This is a genomic window from Bradyrhizobium sp. B025, assembly GCF_042257955.1.
GTDB lineage: Bacteria > Pseudomonadota > Alphaproteobacteria > Rhizobiales > Xanthobacteraceae > Bradyrhizobium > Bradyrhizobium diazoefficiens.
Map to the genome: position 1 here is coordinate 5,913,834 of NZ_CP170150.1, position 16,737 is coordinate 5,930,570.

Annotated in this window: 13 protein-coding genes and 1 pseudogene; 5 read left to right on the plus strand and 9 right to left on the minus strand. The window is 61.8% G+C overall.

Annotated elements, in window-relative coordinates:
* Window positions 1-365: 365 nt before the first annotated feature.
* Window positions 366-1,429: pseudogene (locus tag ACE10W_RS27730) on the plus strand (IS110-like element ISBj4 family transposase).
* 656 nt (window positions 1,430-2,085) lie between these two features.
* Here the strand turns inward: ACE10W_RS27730 and ACE10W_RS27735 are convergent.
* The 5 genes from ACE10W_RS27735 to ACE10W_RS27755 form a co-directional block, all read right to left on the minus strand.
* Window positions 2,086-3,063: a peptide ABC transporter ATP-binding protein gene (locus ACE10W_RS27735; protein ID WP_060908327.1), complete on the minus strand. Its 978-nt coding sequence runs from the start codon at window positions 3,061-3,063 to the stop codon at window positions 2,086-2,088.
* On the minus strand, window positions 3,060-4,088 hold the full coding sequence (locus tag ACE10W_RS27740) for an ABC transporter ATP-binding protein (protein WP_060908328.1): 1,029 nt from the start codon (window positions 4,086-4,088) through the stop codon (window positions 3,060-3,062). The genes ACE10W_RS27735 and ACE10W_RS27740 overlap by 4 nt, the downstream gene beginning before the upstream one ends.
* Before the next feature lie 18 nt (window positions 4,089-4,106).
* A complete protein-coding gene (locus ACE10W_RS27745) occupies window positions 4,107-5,018 on the minus strand; it encodes an ABC transporter permease subunit (protein WP_060908329.1) in 912 nt (303 codons plus the stop codon).
* Window positions 5,015-6,025 carry an ABC transporter permease subunit gene (locus tag ACE10W_RS27750; RefSeq protein ID WP_097532595.1) on the minus strand — a complete coding sequence of 337 codons (1,011 nt, stop codon included), beginning with the start codon at window positions 6,023-6,025 and terminating at the stop codon, window positions 5,015-5,017. Before ACE10W_RS27750 ends, ACE10W_RS27745 begins: the two co-directional genes overlap by 4 nt.
* An 86-nt stretch (window positions 6,026-6,111) precedes the next feature.
* Window positions 6,112-7,713, minus strand: a complete 1,602-nt coding sequence (locus ACE10W_RS27755; RefSeq protein WP_060908331.1) for an ABC transporter substrate-binding protein — start codon at window positions 7,711-7,713, stop codon at window positions 6,112-6,114.
* A 351-nt stretch (window positions 7,714-8,064) separates the two neighbouring features.
* Between ACE10W_RS27755 and ACE10W_RS27760 the strand changes: the two genes are divergently transcribed.
* The 4 genes from ACE10W_RS27760 to ACE10W_RS27775 all read left to right on the plus strand — a co-directional run bounded on the left by ACE10W_RS27760 (window position 8,065) and on the right by ACE10W_RS27775 (window position 10,997).
* Entirely contained in the window at window positions 8,065-8,310 is a 246-nt protein-coding gene (locus ACE10W_RS27760) for a hypothetical protein (protein ID WP_143279781.1), read from the plus strand.
* 128 nt (window positions 8,311-8,438) lie between these two features.
* On the plus strand, window positions 8,439-8,891 hold the full coding sequence (locus tag ACE10W_RS27765) for a hypothetical protein (RefSeq protein WP_060908333.1): 453 nt from the start codon (window positions 8,439-8,441) through the stop codon (window positions 8,889-8,891).
* Window positions 8,879-9,655, plus strand: a complete 777-nt coding sequence (locus ACE10W_RS27770; protein WP_049823476.1) for a lytic transglycosylase domain-containing protein — start codon at window positions 8,879-8,881, stop codon at window positions 9,653-9,655. Before ACE10W_RS27765 ends, ACE10W_RS27770 begins: the two co-directional genes overlap by 13 nt.
* Window positions 9,656-9,995: 340 nt before the next feature.
* The gene (locus ACE10W_RS27775; protein WP_375762207.1) at window positions 9,996-10,997 is read left to right on the plus strand and encodes an ABC transporter substrate-binding protein; all 1,002 of its coding nucleotides are present in this window, start codon (window positions 9,996-9,998) and stop codon (window positions 10,995-10,997) included.
* A gap of 99 nt (window positions 10,998-11,096) precedes the next feature.
* Here the strand turns inward: ACE10W_RS27775 and ACE10W_RS27780 are convergent, their stop codons facing one another.
* The 4 genes from ACE10W_RS27780 to ACE10W_RS27795 all read right to left on the minus strand — a co-directional run bounded on the left by ACE10W_RS27780 (window position 11,097) and on the right by ACE10W_RS27795 (window position 16,469).
* Complete coding sequence (locus ACE10W_RS27780) at window positions 11,097-11,738, minus strand: hypothetical protein (protein ID WP_129557354.1); 642 nt, start codon at window positions 11,736-11,738, stop codon at window positions 11,097-11,099.
* 78 nt (window positions 11,739-11,816) lie between these two features.
* The gene (locus ACE10W_RS27785; protein WP_375762208.1) at window positions 11,817-12,047 is read right to left on the minus strand and encodes a methyltransferase family protein; all 231 of its coding nucleotides are present in this window, start codon (window positions 12,045-12,047) and stop codon (window positions 11,817-11,819) included.
* A 397-nt stretch (window positions 12,048-12,444) separates the two neighbouring features.
* Window positions 12,445-12,669 carry a DUF6894 family protein gene (locus tag ACE10W_RS27790; protein WP_271553241.1) on the minus strand — a complete coding sequence of 75 codons (225 nt, stop codon included), beginning with the start codon at window positions 12,667-12,669 and terminating at the stop codon, window positions 12,445-12,447.
* Between the two features lie 461 nt (window positions 12,670-13,130).
* A complete protein-coding gene (locus ACE10W_RS27795) occupies window positions 13,131-16,469 on the minus strand; it encodes an AAA family ATPase (RefSeq protein WP_375762209.1) in 3,339 nt (1,112 codons plus the stop codon).
* Window positions 16,470-16,737: the final 268 nt, after the last annotated feature.

Sequence of the window (16,737 nt, forward strand, 5' to 3'; positions counted from 1 at the left end):
CTCTGCAAATGACCCCCGTTTATTCAAAAGTGGATCTGGATTGCCGGGATGAATGAGCAATCGGTAACTGAAGAATAGGCCAGCTATCAGCACCGCGACCGCGGAAGAAATGACCCACTTCATCATGTCGGATGTTTCGGCGCGGGTCTCGCGGTATTGCCTACGTCCAAATTCGGGCATGTTCCCTGCTCGGCTCGCCCCCACTGAGGCACACTTTCTTGGTTGCAGTTCGTCGGTCGTCAACCAAGAGCCGGGCAATTACTCAATTTTCCATGAACAGCGTGGTCCGCTAATGGGATGGTCCGGCCGTGCTCCTGCCCCGCCAGCGATAAGCTGGCCAGGGGCGCCAAGACAAGGAGCACGCCATGTCCCAGACACCCAGTACCGCGATCGCCGTGATCGGCATCGATATCGGCAAAAACTCGTTCCACGTCGTGGGCCACGATACGCGCGGCACCGTCGTGCTGCGGCAAAAGTGGTCGCGTGGCCAGGTCGAGGCGCGGCTCGCCAATATGCCGCCTTGCCTGATCGGCATGGAAGCCTGCGTCGGCGCACATCATTTGAGCCGCAAACTCGCATCGTTAGGTCACGATGCCAGGTTGATGCCGGCCAAATATGTCCGCCCTTATAGCAAAGGACCGAAGAACGACTTCAATGACGCCGAAGCGATTGCCGAAGCCGTGCAGCGCCGACGATGAAGTTCGTGGCGACCAAGACCGCGGAGCAACTGGATCTGCAGGCGCTGCATCGGGTGCGCGAGCGGCTGGTGTCGCAACGCACCGGCATCATCAACCAGATTCGCGCCTTCATGCTGGAACGCGGGATCGCGGTGCGCCAGGGTATCGGCTTCCTGCGCACAGAACTGCCCACCATCCTTGCGACGCGCACCGATGCCCTGTCGCCACGCATGTTGTGTGTCATCGAGGAGTTGGCAGGCGACTGGCGTCGGCTGGATCAGCGCATCGATAGGCTCTCCGGCGAGATCGAAGCACTGGCCCGTCAAGATCAGGCATGTTCGCGCCTGATGACGGTGCCTGGCATCGGGCCGATCATTTCGAGCGCCATGGTGGCCGCGATCGGCACTGGAGACGTCTTCTCCAAAGGCCGTGACTTCGGCGCCTGGCTCGGGCTGGTGCCCAAGCAGATCTCGACGGGAGACCGCACGATCCTCGGCAAAATCTCAAGGCGCGGCAATCGCTACCTCCGCGTTCTGTTCGTCCAGGCGGCATGGGTGGTGCTGGTCAGGATCAAGAACTGGGAACGTTACGGACTCAGATCCTGGATCGAAGCCGCCAAGAAGCGATTGCACCACAACGTGCTGGCGATCGCACTCGCCAACAAGCTTGCCCGCATCGCCTGGGCGGTGCTGGCTAAAGGACGCGCCTTCGAGCTGACAAGGACCAACGATGCAGGCGTCCGACCCGCTTGATCGTCGCGCCGTGCTCGGCGCGGTCAAGGCGCGGCCTGGCAACGCCGGAGCCAGCCGCAAGCCAAGCGCAACGACCGGCCTTGACCGCCCGTGCGCGCGACGCGACGCACGTCCTGCGGGCCGGGACGAAGGAACGGCCCCTGGCTCGAACACAGGAACTGCGAGGTAGGAGGAGCAAGCGATGACGTAACCCCATCAACAGGTTCCAGCCGAGGTCTGCGAGAGGATGAGACGAGATGGAGGTTCGGTCTTCCCGGCGCATGCGAACACTGGTGACCCAAATGGCCCAATCGAGGCCTGTCCGCTAATGAGAACGCGCGCGCGCTGATATCCATGATGGCCCGGAGCAAATGCTCCAATCAAAGGCCGGATACATTGATGCAAGACCACTCACCACCTGATCGACGAATCTCTTGCTACGCACGGCCGGACCATACATGTGGGTCAAACTCGGAAGTCAGGCCGTCCGGCTCCTACGTCTGCTTTATCCTCGCGAACGGACATCGCCAGACGCATTCTTTGGGCATCCTGCTCGCCTCGTCATAGCGGCGCAGCGCAACCGTCTTCGTTCTCTCGCACGAAGCAGCGTAGCTTGTCCGGCGTAGCCGCTTGCGAAGCCGGACGCTCAGTTCATCGCTTGGCACGGCCAATCGGCTCTAAGCCGCCTGTACTTCCAGGAAACGCTCGGCGTAGTGGCAGGCGACGAGCCGGCTGTCGAGCGGGCGCAAGAGCGGACGCTGCGTGCGGCAGAGATCCGTCACATAGGGACAGCGGGTCGAGAACACGCAGCCTTTCGGCGGATCGAGCGGCGAAGGCAACTCGCCCTTCGGAACGATGCGCTGGCGTTTGCGACCGAGGCCCGGCGTCGCGTCAAGCAAGGCCTGAGTATAGGGATGCAACGACCGCGCAAAGATGCGCTCTTTCGGCCCATGCTCCACTGCGATCCCCAGATACATGATCATCACGTCTTCGGCAATGTGACGCACCACGGCGAGATCGTGCGAGATGAAGAGATAAGCCAGCCCCAGTTCGCGCTGCAGATCGACCAGGAGGTTGAGAACCTGCGCCTGCACCGACATGTCGAGCGCGGACACAGGCTCATCGGCAACGAGCAGCTTCGGCCGCAGCATCAAGGCGCGCGCGATTGCGATGCGCTGACGCTGGCCACCCGAGAACATGTGCGGATAGCGGCCATATTGCTCCGGTCGCAGCCCGACCTTCGCCATCATGTCGAGCGCCTGCGCCCGCCGGTCTTGCTTGGAAAGTCTGGTGTTGATGATCAGCGGCTCTTCGAGTATGTGGCCAACGCGCTTGCGGGGGTTGAGCGACCCATAGGGGTTTTGAAACACGATCTGCACAGTGCGGCGCAATGTCTTCACAGCGCTGGCCGGAGGATTGACCGCATCGACGCCGTCGAGCATCAGCGTGCCGCCGCTCGGCTTCTCGATGAGAGTCACAAGCCTTGCGAGCGTCGACTTGCCGCAGCCGGATTCGCCGACGACCGCCAGCGTCTTGCCGGCTTCAAGCGCGAACGATACTCCGCCCACGGCCTGCAGATGCGCCGGTGGGCGAAACCAGCCCTGCTTGATCTCGTAACTGCGCCTGAGATCGGTGGCGGTGACAAGCGCCGTCATGACACGGACTCGCGCTTGAGGATCGACGCGCCGCCCCCATCGGCCGCGATGCGCTCATCCCGTGTCGGATCGCCGAGCGGATAATGACAACGGATCAGGCCGTCCATCCAGGGGCGCAGATCGGGACGCACCTTGTCGGCCAGCGGCGTTGCATGGATGCAACGCGGACTAAACAGGCACCCCGGCGGTCGATCATTGAGCCCCGGCACCACGCCAGGAATGGTGGCGAGCCGTCCGCCATCACTCGCCTCCGGGCGTGCCGCCAGCAACGCGGCTGTATAGGGATGCTGCGGCGACGCAAACAGGCTCTGCGTCGGGCGCTGTTCCATGATCTGTCCCGCATACATGACAGCGACTCGCTCAGTCGTGTCCGAAACCACACCCATGTTATGCGTGATGAGGATCAGCGCCATGCCACGATCGCGTTGCAGAGACAGCAGAAGATCGAGGATCTGCGCCTGAATGGTGACATCGAGCGCCGTCGTCGGCTCATCCGCGATCAGGAGCTTCGGATTGCAGGCGATCGCCATCGCAATCATGACGCGTTGATTCATGCCGCCCGAGAGCTGGTGCGGGTAGGCCGACAGCCGGCTCTCCGGGGCCGGAATGCCGACTTGCTCCAAGAGCTCGATTACGCGGCGCCGCGCGGCCTTGCGATCCATCCCTTCATGGACGTGCAACGTCTCGGCCAACTGATAGCCGATCGTGAAAGAGGGATTGAGCGATGTCGTCGGCTCCTGGAAGATCATCGCGACGTCCTTGCCGGTGAGCGCGCACCGCTCGCGGTCGGACAAAGTCTGCAGATTCCGCCCCTCGAACAGCAGCTTGTCGGCTCGGACACGCCCCGGATAGGGCACGAGTCCCATCAGGGCCAACATGCCGACGCTCTTGCCGGAGCCGGATTCGCCGACGATTCCCAGCACCTCGCCTTTTTCGAGCGTGATGTTGACGCCATCCACGGCGCGCACCATCCCGTTCTGGAATGGAAACTCAACCGATAGATTTTCAATCTCGAGCAGCGGCATCAGATCGACTTCAGGAAGCTATCGCTTGAGCTTGGGATCGAGCGCGTCGCGCAATCCGTCGCCCAGAAGGTTGAAGGCCAGCACGGTCACGAGGATCGCCAGGCCCGGAAGCGTGACGACCCACCAGGCCCGGAGTACGAATTCGCGCGCGTCCGCCAGCATGGTTCCCCACTCTGGCAGGGGCGGTTGCGCACCGAGACCCAGAAAGCCGAGCGCGGCCGCGTCCAGGATTGCGGTCGAAATGCCGAGCGTCGCCTGCACGATCAGGGGCGCTGCGCAATTCGGCAATACCTCCCTGAACATCAACCGAAGCCGGCCGGCTCCTGCGACTTTGGCCGCGGTGACGTAGTCCTTCGACACTTCGCTGATCACGGCGGCGCGCGCGATCCGCACGTAGTGCGGCAGCAGCACGATCGTGACCGCCAGCATCGCATTCATCAGGCCCGGCCCGAGGATCGCAACGATCACGATGGCGAGCAAAAGGCTTGGCAGCGTCAAGGTGATGTCCATCAGCCGCATGATCGCGATCTCGATCAGGCCGCGGAAAAAACCCGCGACCAAACCGAGAATCGTCCCGGCGACCACCGACAACGTCACCACCGCGATGCCAATCAGAAGCGAAAGCCGTGCTCCGTGAATGAGACGGGATAGAATATCGCGGCCGATCGCGTCGGTACCGAGCGGATAGACGGTCGATCCGCCCTGCTGCCAGAAGGGGGGCTTGAGAAAGATGGTACTGTTAGTGAGGATCGGGGAATGTGGCGCAACGAAATCGGCAAAGAGCGCGAGCAGAACCAGAACCACGATCACGACGAGGCCTGCCACGGCACCGAAATTTGCTTTGAAATCTGACCAGAATTGCAACAGCGGATGCGGCGGCGCGTTTTCTTGCGCCACGACGACGGGAGTTTCCAAGACTTCGGCGGTCATCTTGTGTACCGGATGCGGGGATTTATCAGCCCATAGGCGACGTCAACCAGCAGATTGACGATCATGACGATCGCACCGATCAAGAGCGTGCCGCCCTGCAGCACCGGATAGTCGCGGCGGTTGATGCCCTCGATCAGCCATTTGCCGACGCCCGGCCAGGAGAATATGGTCTCCGTGAGGATCGCGCCGGTAAACAGGACGCCGACCTGCAGCCCAATCACCGTCACCACCGGGATCAGCGCATTGCGCAATGCATGGATCGCTATCACCCGGGAACGCGGCAACCCCTTGGCGCGGGCGGTGCGGATGTAATCTTCGCCCAGGACCTCCAGCATGGCGGACCGCGTCATACGGGCGATTACGGCGAGCGGCACCGTGCCGAGCACAATCATCGGCAGCACAAGGTGAGACAGGGCCGAGCGGAACGCGCCGAAATCACCAGCCAGCAGCGCATCGATCAGCAGGAAGCCGGTCACCGGTTCGATGTAGTATTGCACGGCGATCCGGCCCGATACCGGCGTCCAACCGAGCTGCACGGAAAAAAGCAGGATCAGCAGCAATCCCCACCAGAAGATCGGCATCGAATATCCGGTGAGCGAGATGCCCATCACGCCGTGATCGAAGATGGAGTTGCGCCGGACCGCCGCGATAATCCCGGCTGGTAACCCGAGGCCTAACGCAAACAGGATCGCGCAGACCGATAGTTCGATCGTCGCCGGGAACAACGTCCCAAATTCGGTAATCACCGGCTCATGGGTGACGATCGAGCGGCCGAGGTCACCATGCACCAGCCGCGACAGATAGAGGCCGTATTGCACCAGAACCGGCTGATCGAAGCCGTACTCCTTGCGCAATTGCGCGTGCCGGGCCGGATCGATGCCGCGTTCGCCCGCCATCGTCTCGATGGGGTCGCCGGGGATCAGGCGGATCAGCACGAACACAAGCAGCGTAATCCCGATAAAGGTCGGAACCACGAGGCTCAGTCGGGTAAAGATGAACCGGATCATGCCGTGCCCTGCCACCCTCCCCCGGAAAGGAAAGGGTAAAGAAAAATGGGCGGAGTCATGCCAAGCTACTCCGCCCCTGTCTCCTGCTATTCCTTGACGTCGACGCCGTAGAAGTTGTGGCGCCCGAACGGCGACAGCTTGAAGTCAATCACTCTCTTGGTGACGGGCTTCAACTGCACCGCGTGCGCGATGGTGAACCACGGCACCTGCTCCTTGAAAATCACCTGCGCCTGCTCGTACAGCTTGGTCCGCTCGGCCTGATCACTGACCGTCTTGGCCTTCACGACCAGGTCGTCGAACGGCTTGTAGCAGAATTTGGCGATATTCGAGCCCGATGCCGTTTGCGCCGAGGCGCAGCCCAGCAATGTGTGCAGGAAGTTGTCAGGGTCGCCGTTGTCGCCGGTCCAGCCGAACATGCCCATCTGATGCTCGCCGGTCTGCAACCGCTTGCGGTATTCGCCCCATTCAAACGACTTGATCTCGGCCTTGACGCCGATCTTGGCGAGGTCGGCCTGCATCAACTCGGCAATGCGCTTGGCGTTCGGATTGTAGGGGCGCTGCACCGGCATGGCCCATAGATCGGTTTCGAAACCGTTCGGGTAGCCGGCGTCGGCCAGAAGCTTCTTGGCTTGCTCCGGATCAAAGGGATCGTCCTTGATGCTGTCGTTGTACGACCACATGGTGGGCGGGATCGGGTTCTTGGCCGCGATGCCGGTCGACAGATAGACGGCATCGATGATCGCCTTCCTGTCGATCGCCATGCTGATGGCCTTGCGCACGCGCACGTCGTCGAAGGGCTTCTTCTGTGTCTGGAACGCGAGATAACCGATGTTGAGGCCGGGCTGCTCCAGCATCGTGACGTTCGGATCCTTCTTGATCGCGTCGATGTCGGCCGGGTTCGGATAGGGCATCACGTCGCATTCGCCCTTCTGGAGTTTGGCCCAGCGAACGGATGCATCCGGCGTGATCGCATAGACGAGGTCGTCGATCTTGGCCTTGCCGCCCCAGAATTCAGGGAATGCCTTGTAACGAATCACGGCGTCCTTCTGGTACTGCACCAGATAGAATGGGCCGGTGCCGATCGGATCCTGGTCGATCTTCTCAGGCGTGCCGGCCTTCAGCATGGCATCCGCATACTCCTTCGACTGGATGGCTGCGTAGGGCATCGCGAGATCGGCGAGGAAAGGCGCTTCCGGCTGGTTGAGCGTTATCTTGATGGTGTAGTCGTCGAGCTTCTCGACCGACTTCAACAATTTCGGCATGCCCATGTCGCCGAAATAGGAATGGTTCGGACTCGTTACCTTGAAATACGGATTGTCGTCCTTCCATTGCCGCTCGATTGAGAATAGGACGTCGTCAGCATTGAACTCCCGCGTCGGCTTGAACGACTTCGACGTCGCATGCCACTTCACGCCCTTGCGCAGGTTGAAAGTATAGGTGACGCCGTCAGGCGAGATCGTCCATTTTTCCGCGAGGCCCGGCACCACTTTCGTGCCGCCGCGCTCGAATTCGACAATGCGGTTGTAGATCGGCTCATTGCCGTCGAACGACGTGCCGGTGGTGTTGACGCCGGGATAGAAGTTCTCTGGGCTGCCCTCCGAGCAGTAAATCAAGGTTTTGGCAGACGCGGTCGAGGCCACAGCGAGCGCCGCAGCGCAGACGCCGGCGAGCAGGGTTGATCTGTTCACTGTCGGAACTCCTGGTGAATTCTCTCGGCGCGGTTGACGCAGGCTGCGCCAAAGACGTCAGAAACGAGATTGCGATTGTGTATTGCAGCTGTCAATGCGTCCTGGGGTGACGGGATGACGTTTCGAAGAAAAGTCATCCGACTCTGAAATCGTGCGCAGGTGGGACAGCGGCGATTTTCTGCTTTAGGCCCGAAGGCGGACAAGAACCCGACCCGGTACGATGGGGTCAAGGCGGCGGTCGAGACAAGCGCCCCTCATGTCCGGACCAGCTCAGACAGCCGACATCGTGAGAGTTAGAGCGCCGTTCGGCTCTGGGCCGATGCTGTTGAAGAAGTCAGTTGAGTTGATGAGGTGATGGGGCGCCAGCGGGCGGGTCAGGCCCAGTTCTCCTACTCTTTCCATTTGGAGGAGCGCGTTCCGGCCTCCGACCTCCTACGCAAGATCGATGTGTTCGTCAGTCAGGCATTGGCAGACGTTCATCGCGAGATGGCTGCGTTCTACAGCCATATCGGTCGCCCATCGATCGATCCCGAGTACGGTCTTTTCAAGCCGGCCAGCTCGACCCGCGTTAACCCTGTCTCTGATCTTCTCACGTAACCGCGCCTGCAGGTTCACTTCTGCCGCTAAGCCGCCTTATTGGATGTTTGCAATTGTTCGCCGATTTTCGGGAGCTTATTTCCGGCAGGCTTTGAGCGAGGCTTCTCGTTCGGAAAGCGTGAAATCAGATGAGAGTGGCTCTCATCCTTGTTGGCCTCGGTACACTCGCGGTGATGGAGCTCGAGACACCACCGCGCACCACAAAGCCTGTGAACGAGCCGCCCGCTCAGGCAACCGTCGGGTTACGCGCCTCACACGATACACTGACGACGGCAGACCGGCTCGAAATCCCGCACATGCAATTTGAAGCGCTGCAGCCCTCGAGCGAGCCGATGCCTCCGCCGCATCTAACAGCGATTGTTGCGCAAGAGCCGTCGAAGATCATCGAGCAACACAAGCGCAGCGCAAGCGAAGAAAAATCCGCAGTCATGCTGCCCAGACCTCGGCCTCGGCAGGAAACTTCCAAGGCAACTGCGAATGCCAATCGCGCCAAATCGGTCGCGGAGGTCAAGCCCTGCCGGTCAGCTGCCTTCGAAGGCCTATTCAAAGCATTGAACCTGTCAACGGGATGCCAGACCTAGCCCAACGATTTCCCTTTATCGGCGAGATAGCCGACGGCAATCCGCGGCTCCTCGCGCGTTCGTCAGAGCAAACAAGCCGTGCCGACGAAATCCGGCCGCCTCGCCCCGATGAGCGTGGATCCGTTGTCGCCGCGCGGGACTGGCTGTCGGCGGAATCCATCACGCTCGTTCTTGGAGTGGCGATCGGCGTGGCTTTCGTCGTAAGTTTCGTCCTGTTTCGCGACGCGCATTTGAACGGAAAATCGATCGACAGGACGGCCGCCAAGGCGTTGGTCGAGCGCATTATCATAGCCGAGTCCAATGGTGACCCGAATGCAAGGAACAAGCGGTCGAGCGCGACTGGCGCCGCCCAGTTTCTCGATGACACGTGGCTCGAAGCCGTTCGAAGGCACCGACGCGATCTGATCCAGGGCCGCACCGACAAGCAAGTGTTGGACTTGCGGCGAGATGCCGAGCTTGCGCGAGAGATCGCCGCACGGCTGGTCGAGGAATATGCCGCGATGCTGAACAAGCGCAGTCTGCCGATCACACCCGGTTCTCTCTACCTTGCCCATTTCGCGGGACCGGCGGGCGCCGTGGCGCTATTGGCCGGCGCAGAAAGTGCCGATGCTGCTTCCCTTATGGCCGCTGCTGACGCGACGGGTCGGACCACGCGCGAAAAGCTGGTCAACGCCAATCCGTTCCTCAAGGCGATGACGGTCGGCGATATCAAGAGCTGGGCCGAACGCAAGATGGCAGTAGGCAACTCGGCGGGGCGCTCGTGAAGGCCACGTTTCAAGTACTCCACACGTTCCGACCGTTCAGGGTCACAAGCTGCGGTCGATGCACGTTCAGCTCGGTGTCCGGTTTACCAGCGACAGCGGACATCACGGCGTCTCAGGCGCTCTTCGGCTTAGGGTCAATAGGCGCCGTCCTGACCGCCGCCGGTCACGTCTGGTCTATCGCGACAACCGGACGATTTCAGAGCCGGTCTGGGCTTCGCGTTCGGGCCAATAGGGTGCATCGCGTTCGTGCAAGATATTCCATTCCCACGGTGGTCAACCATGTAAGATGCCGCACCATCAGACCGAGAAATCCAAACGATCATCTTCGGAAGGAATTGCCATGAATCGGCGTAGCATTCTAATGGGTGCCGCGGCGTCAGCTACAGGGCTAGCCCTGACCTTGGGCACGTTGCACGCCCAGCAAGCCGGCAAAGTATATCGGATTGGCGTACTCCTGAACCGTAACAACCCCAGCCCGGAAACCGAATCGCTTCGTACTGGTTTGACGCAACTCGACTATGTCGAAGGAACCAATGTCTTCTATGAGGTGCGTGCTGCTGAAGGACAGCTCGACCGCCTGCCTGGCTTCGCCGCTGAATTGGTCAGCAAGGGCGTAGACGTCATTGTCAGCTATGGCGGTCCGCCAACAAACCCGGCGCGAAAAGCGACCACGACGATCCCGATCGTGTTTACCCTTGTCGCCGATCCGGTCGCCATTGGCGCCGCGACTACGCTTGAGCGGCCTGGCGGAAACCTCACGGGAGTCACCAACAACGATCCCGAACTCCCCGTTCGGCACATGGCACTCCTCAAGGAGATGATTCCGAAACTCGCCCGGGTCGCGATTTTCAGCGACGCAGACATTCCCGGCGCCGACGCCAACGGTTTGGCGCCCATCGACCGCGCCAATGTGGCCGCCGCCAGCGCGGCCGGCCTCAAGCCTCAGGTCCTGAAATTGCGCGGCCCAAAGCCCGATTTTGATGCTGCGTTCAAGGCCATAGCGAACGAGGGCGCCGAGGCGCTGGTGGTGCTGGAAGTCCCAGCCGTTTTCGCTATTCCTAAAACCGTCGCGGAATTGGCCACGTCGCGGCGCATCCCGACGATGTTGTGGGGTGGACAGGCGGACGCGGGCGGCCTGATGTCCTACGGTACAAGTTACACGTCCACATATACGCGCGTACCGGTGTATGTCGACCAGATCCTCAAGGGCGCAAAGCCCGCGGACACCGCGATTGAAGTCTTCTCGAAGCACCAGCTCGTGATCAACCTCAAGACCGCGCGCGAACTGGGAGTGACCGTCCCGGCCGACATGCTGAAACGCGCCGACCGCGTCATCGAGTGAAGATGGGCGTGGATGTTGCCGGTCGTCATGAAGGTTGGATTGCGCAGCGCATGACGAATTAACATTTGTTGCCGCCAGAGACGAGCCGTCCGTTTCGGGTCATTCGCGTCGATTTAGCATGCCCGCAACTACGTCCGGTCTTCCCCAAACAGCCGACGCCAGAGTGAACGTCACGGTTCGATGCTGTGGGCCACTTTCAGACATGGCTCGCTTGCTTCCTCTCTGAGATGGTAACGACCCGGATTGGTGAGCAGCATGCTTTCCCAAGTGAGGTCTGGCTCTCACCAAATGCCCGGAACGAGCCGCCATCGGACCCGCGCGGCGTAATAATGCGTAGGGCCCCGTGGTGACGACGTGCTGGCCGCGGTCGGTCTGGATGCGAATGGCAGAGGAGAAAAACCGGTTCACGCGCATGGCCCATAGTGCCAAGGCATAGCCGGCTGCGAACGTGAACAGGCAAACCCCTTGCAGCCAGTCAGGCACGTTGTCGCTCCAATGGAAACGGCCACGATCGAGCCCCGCAACGATCCAATGCATAAACAGAACGAGCGAGAAGACCCTCAACGCGAGCGGCGGCTTCTTGCCGCCCGGCCGCATGCGTTCGCGCAGGAGGTCCGGATCGAGCGCCGCAAACGAAACGATCATGACGACGGCGAAAATTGCGAGATACGCCCAAAAGCCCGGGATGGCGACCGTGCCGGCTGCCGCGAACAATGCGGCGGCTGCGGCAACCACGAACAAGCCTGCCTTGAGGTAAGCCGAGACTGGCATCCGCTAATTTACCATTTCGGAGGAAGCGAAGTGGTGCCACACGTGACCCTAGCTCCACCGCCGCACACGCCCGGCGTAATCCGCATAGGTCCTCCCGAATCGCGCCTGGAGATGCCTTTCCTCCCTCTCGATGGCGAGCTTTTGCACCGCGAAGGCAGCGAGGACGGCAAGCAGCAAAAACCACGCGATCCCTGAGACCAGTCCAATCCCCAGTACAAGTATCGTGCCGGCGAGGTAGAGCGGATTGCGGGCAGCTGATCTACCTCGGATTTTCCGCAAAACAGACGGCCCCAGCTAGGCTGGGGGGCGGGGCTGGGGCCGCCATTCCGCACCGGATGGTAATCGGCGGTAAGGCATCCGGTGAACTGGACCAACCCCCGGTGGAACCTTTGGTTCCCAGGTGTTCGATTCCCTCCGCGAGCGCTGCCAGCATCGAACATACACGGACATACCTACCCCTTTAGAGGTAGAAGAGCGTCACAAACGCGAACGCCCGCAGACCATGGGCAGAACTTGAAGTGGCCGCATTAGGGCAGCACCCGGGATCCGCGAAACGCCCTCCAGCCCTTGGTCATTTAGTGTTTCGATACCCTCGCAGCAACCGTTGGTTGGCTTCACTCGAAGTCCGGGCGGACAAGCGACGTCCCTGACCGCCCGCCGGTTCACGCTGGCGGGCTTAATCAGCCCATTTATTATCCAACGGAATGGTGCAAACAGCTGCGCCATCATCCTTAATCACAGAGACCGAATAGTGATGGCCGATCAGCTCCGGGCGAGTTTCGCGCAGCGACCGAGCAAGCCTGATAGCTTCTATCTGCGCCTCCGCTTCGCCTGGAAGTTCATGCACTCCGAAATCCGAGACAAGGCGGGTATTGATGAGCTTGAATGAATACAGAGGCATGGAAAATGTCCGACGAACGCCAAAGCCCCTGCTACCGATAGGAAGCAGGGGCTCGCGGATGGATGGTCCGAGGCTGGGATGTTCCAGGTGTCGCACCAAGGACCCGCGTGATCAGAACGCTTTCGCCGCACAGATGGCCCGCGGAAATGTTGTGCAATTCGCGCAAACAATAGGCCCGGCGCCTCTTTGCCGGGTGAGAAGCGCCGGGCCGATCGCCAACAACGCCCTGATCAGCCTTGACCGCCCCGTCGGCGCGAGCTCCCACACGACTTCCGGTGCGCCCCGGCGAGCGGACATGTTCAGTGCCCATCGTAAGGTCTCAAACGGGCCAACAGGCGACATCATCGCAGGATCTGTTTCTCAGGAATGGGCGCTATGACTTCCACGGGGAATCGGCATCACCCCGTCGTTGAGGACGCATCTGCTAATGGCGGGAAACTGCATCTATTCACATTGTGGTGTCACCCCAATTCCTCCAGTAAGGCCTTCGCCTCCTGCAAATCCGGCGTGTCGAACCCCTCGGTGAACCAGCTGTAGACCGGCGTGAGGAGTTCGCGGGCTTCGGCGTAGCGGCCCTGATCGCGGTGGAGCCGGGCCAGGTCTGCGGCGGCGCGCAGTTCGAGCGACCGGGCTTTTTGACTCTGCGCGAGCGCCCGCGACTCTTCGAGCAGTTTTTGCGCGTCGGTCAACACACCGGGTCCACCTTCGATGACCAGTGCGCGTGCCTTCTGGCGCAGGAGCTCCGCTTCAAGAAAACGCTCGCTCGTCTGCTCGGCGGTTGCCAAACCCTTGCCGACGATTTCTCGGGCGGACATCAGCTGACGCCTTGCCAAAAATGCCTGCGACAGCAGGGCGTAAAGCGCCGTGCTGCTGATCTGATAGCCGGTGCCGACGAACTCGGCCAACTCGCCGCTCACTGCTGCCAGCGAATCCGACGACGGGTCGAACTGGTTCGCGCAAATTCTGCGAACGGCGCGTGACCGGTTGCGCCACAACTCGAAGCCGTGCTCTTCCGACAATGCGAGGCAACGCTCGGCGTGCGCGTGCGCAACGGCCGGCGCGCGGCAGAAGGCGTGGAGAACGGATGCGTAATATGCGCCATAAGCCTCGGTGTGCGGATGCCCGATCGCCTCGGCGCGCTGAAGGGCTACGCCCATCCTGGCCCTGGCCATATCCGGGTAGCCAAGCGCCCACAATGTCCAGCTCAGCTGCAAATTGCCCGCTACACCGGCATCCCAAGCGGTCGCCCGAGTCGCCAAGCTTTCGGCTTCGTCGCACATATCGAACTCGGCGAGACTGCGCTCGAGCATCCGCCGTCCTTCGACGAGACGTCCCATAAACAGCAGCGTCGCTCCGACTGTACGCATCGCGTTGACCGCAGCCGGCCGGTTTTCGGCCGCTTCGGCAAGCCCGAGCGCAGCCGTGAATCCGTCCAGCGCCTGGGGCAACTCGGCGCGGACGAAATGCATATATGCTGACCACTGAATGACGTGCGGATACTCAGGCGTATCACCGAGCCGCTCACAAAGCTCGCGGGCGCGAGTGACGGTTGCCGCATAGGCGTTCGAGCGCACACCTTGGGTGGCGATCAGGCAAGGTCCCAGCACGAACTGCAAGTCGAGCTCGAGCCGGTCATTGGTTGCGCCGCTTGGGAAGCGGCGGACAGCCTCGATGCCCCGGCGCATATGGGCGATCGCCTCGATATTGGCATAGCGCGAGGCGGCGATTTTGCCGGCGCGCAGCCAGTAACCCGCCGCCTTTTCGGGCAGCCCCGCCTCGGTCAGATGATGTGCCAAGGTTTCCGGCTCGGTCTCGACGAGGTGCGCGAAGGATTGCTCGATAGCGCGGGCGATGGCTGCGTGAAGCTGCACGCGGCGGCTCTTCAGGAGCCCGGCATAAGCGGCGTCGCGGACAAGAGCATGCTTGAAGCTGAATAATTCGCCAGACAGCCCGCGGGGGATCACGAGCTCGGCGTGCCGCAATGCCTCGAGGGCGGAACGGAGGCCGTCTTCGGGCATGCCCGAAACCGCCGCGAGAAGATCGTAGTCGAAATCACGCCCGATACAAGCCGCGATCTGCGCCACCTCCTTGACCGGCGCCAAGCGATCCAGCCGGGCCATCAACGAATCGTGCAGGGTCGTCGGGATGGCCAGCGACGGCAGCGGCCCCGCCATCGTGTATCGATCACCCATATCGATCAGCATGTCGCCTTCGATGACAGTCTTGGTCAACTCCTCGATGAACAGTGCGACACCATCGGTGCGGGCGAGGATCTGCTCCAGAATCTCGTCCGGCAGCACCTTGCCGCCAGTGATCTGCTCAACCAATGCCACACACTCACGCCGGCTCAGGCGGGTCAGCGACAATGCCGTGACGTGGGCGTGGCTAGGCCAGGGCGGCATAAACTCCGGACGGGCGGTCGCCAGCAGCAGCACCGGCAGACGCTGCACCCGATCGACGATCGCCGTCAACAATTCGAGCGAGGTCGGGTCGATCCAGTGCAAGTCCTCGAACAAGATCAGCACCGGCTGCTCCTGCGCCAGTCCGTCGACTTGGGCGAGCAATGCCGCGAGCGTCTTCTCCTTGCGCTGCTGCGGGCTCGGCTCCGGTGCAGGGTGGCGCGCCGGCAAAGACAGCAAGTCGGTGATCAGGTCGACCGCCTCGGGCTCGGCGGCTGCGCGAGCCAGCAGTAAATCGAGCTTAGCCAGCTTCTGCTCGGCGGTGTTATCGCGGAGGAAGCCGGCGGCGTGCTCGATCTGGCTGATCACCGGGAACGAGGCGCTGTTCCGGTGATGCGGCGAGCAGAAGTAGCGCAGTCGGAGGTGCGGCTCGGCGGCCAGCCCCTCCAGCAGCGCGCGGGTCAATCGCGACTTGCCGATGCCAGCCTCACCGACCAGCAGCACCACTCGGCCTTCGCCCTTCTCGGCTTGACGCCAGCGGCGGCGCAGCAGCTCGACTTCCTCCTCACGCCCAATCAGCGGGGTCAGCGCGATCTCGTGCTGTGCCTCAAATCGGCTTTCGACCGCGCTCTCGGCCACCACCTGCCAAGCGCTGACAGGTTCGCCAAAGCCTTTGAGCGCGACGCCGCCAAGCTCGCGGTAGTCGAAGTAGCCGCCGGTCAGCCGTCGCGTGCTCGGCGCGATCACCACCATGCCGGGCTGCGCCAGCGTCTGCAGGCGGGCGGCGAGATTGGGGGTTTCGCCAACGACACCGCGTTCCTGCGCCTCGCCCGATCCGGTCAGATCGCCGACGACGACAAGACCGGTAGCGATGCCGATGCGGACCTGCAGGCCACATTCGGTGATCAGCTCCAGCCTCGGTACCGCTTCGACCAATGCCAGACCGGCGCGGACCGCCCTCTCGGCATCGTGTTCATGGGCTCGGGGATATCCGAAATAGGCCAGCACCCCGTCGCCCATATATTTGGCAACGAACCCTTCGAACCTTGCAATGATCTCGGCGACGGCACGGTGGTACGCACCGATGACGTCGCGCAGATCCTCGGGATCGAGCCGCGCGGACAGTTGTGTCGAGCCGACGAGATCGCAGAACATCACCGTTAACTGCCGCCGCTCGGCGGATGCGGCAACTGGAGCGATCGGACAGGCCGCCGCAAACAGCGGCGCCTCACGGGTGGTCGAGGCTCTCGCGGTGAGAGGCCTGCCGCACTCGGCGCAGAACTTGGCATTTGGACGGTTTGCACTACCGCAGAAGGGGCAGCGCGCTTCGACCGCGGCGCCGCAAGCTATGCAGAACTTGCCGGTGTCCGGTGTGTCGGAATGGCAATTTGGACACTCCATGAGCGCCCCCTATCCGACGAGCCGTGTCTACTGTTTCAGAGTTATTGTGGCGCGGCAAGCCAGGACAACTGAGGGCTGCCGCATTCCTCGGTTTCTCAGCATGGCTCCTGCTTTATCGGCTAACTCGGATTCGACGTCCATTTTCGCGGAATTCGCGGCCAGGATCTTTGCATTGCGGGATGTCGGTTTAGGGTCATTTCGGGCTTGGGCACGCTCTGTTGCGAAGTCCACTTTACCCCGATGAGCTGACATCGCGAGTGTCAGCTGC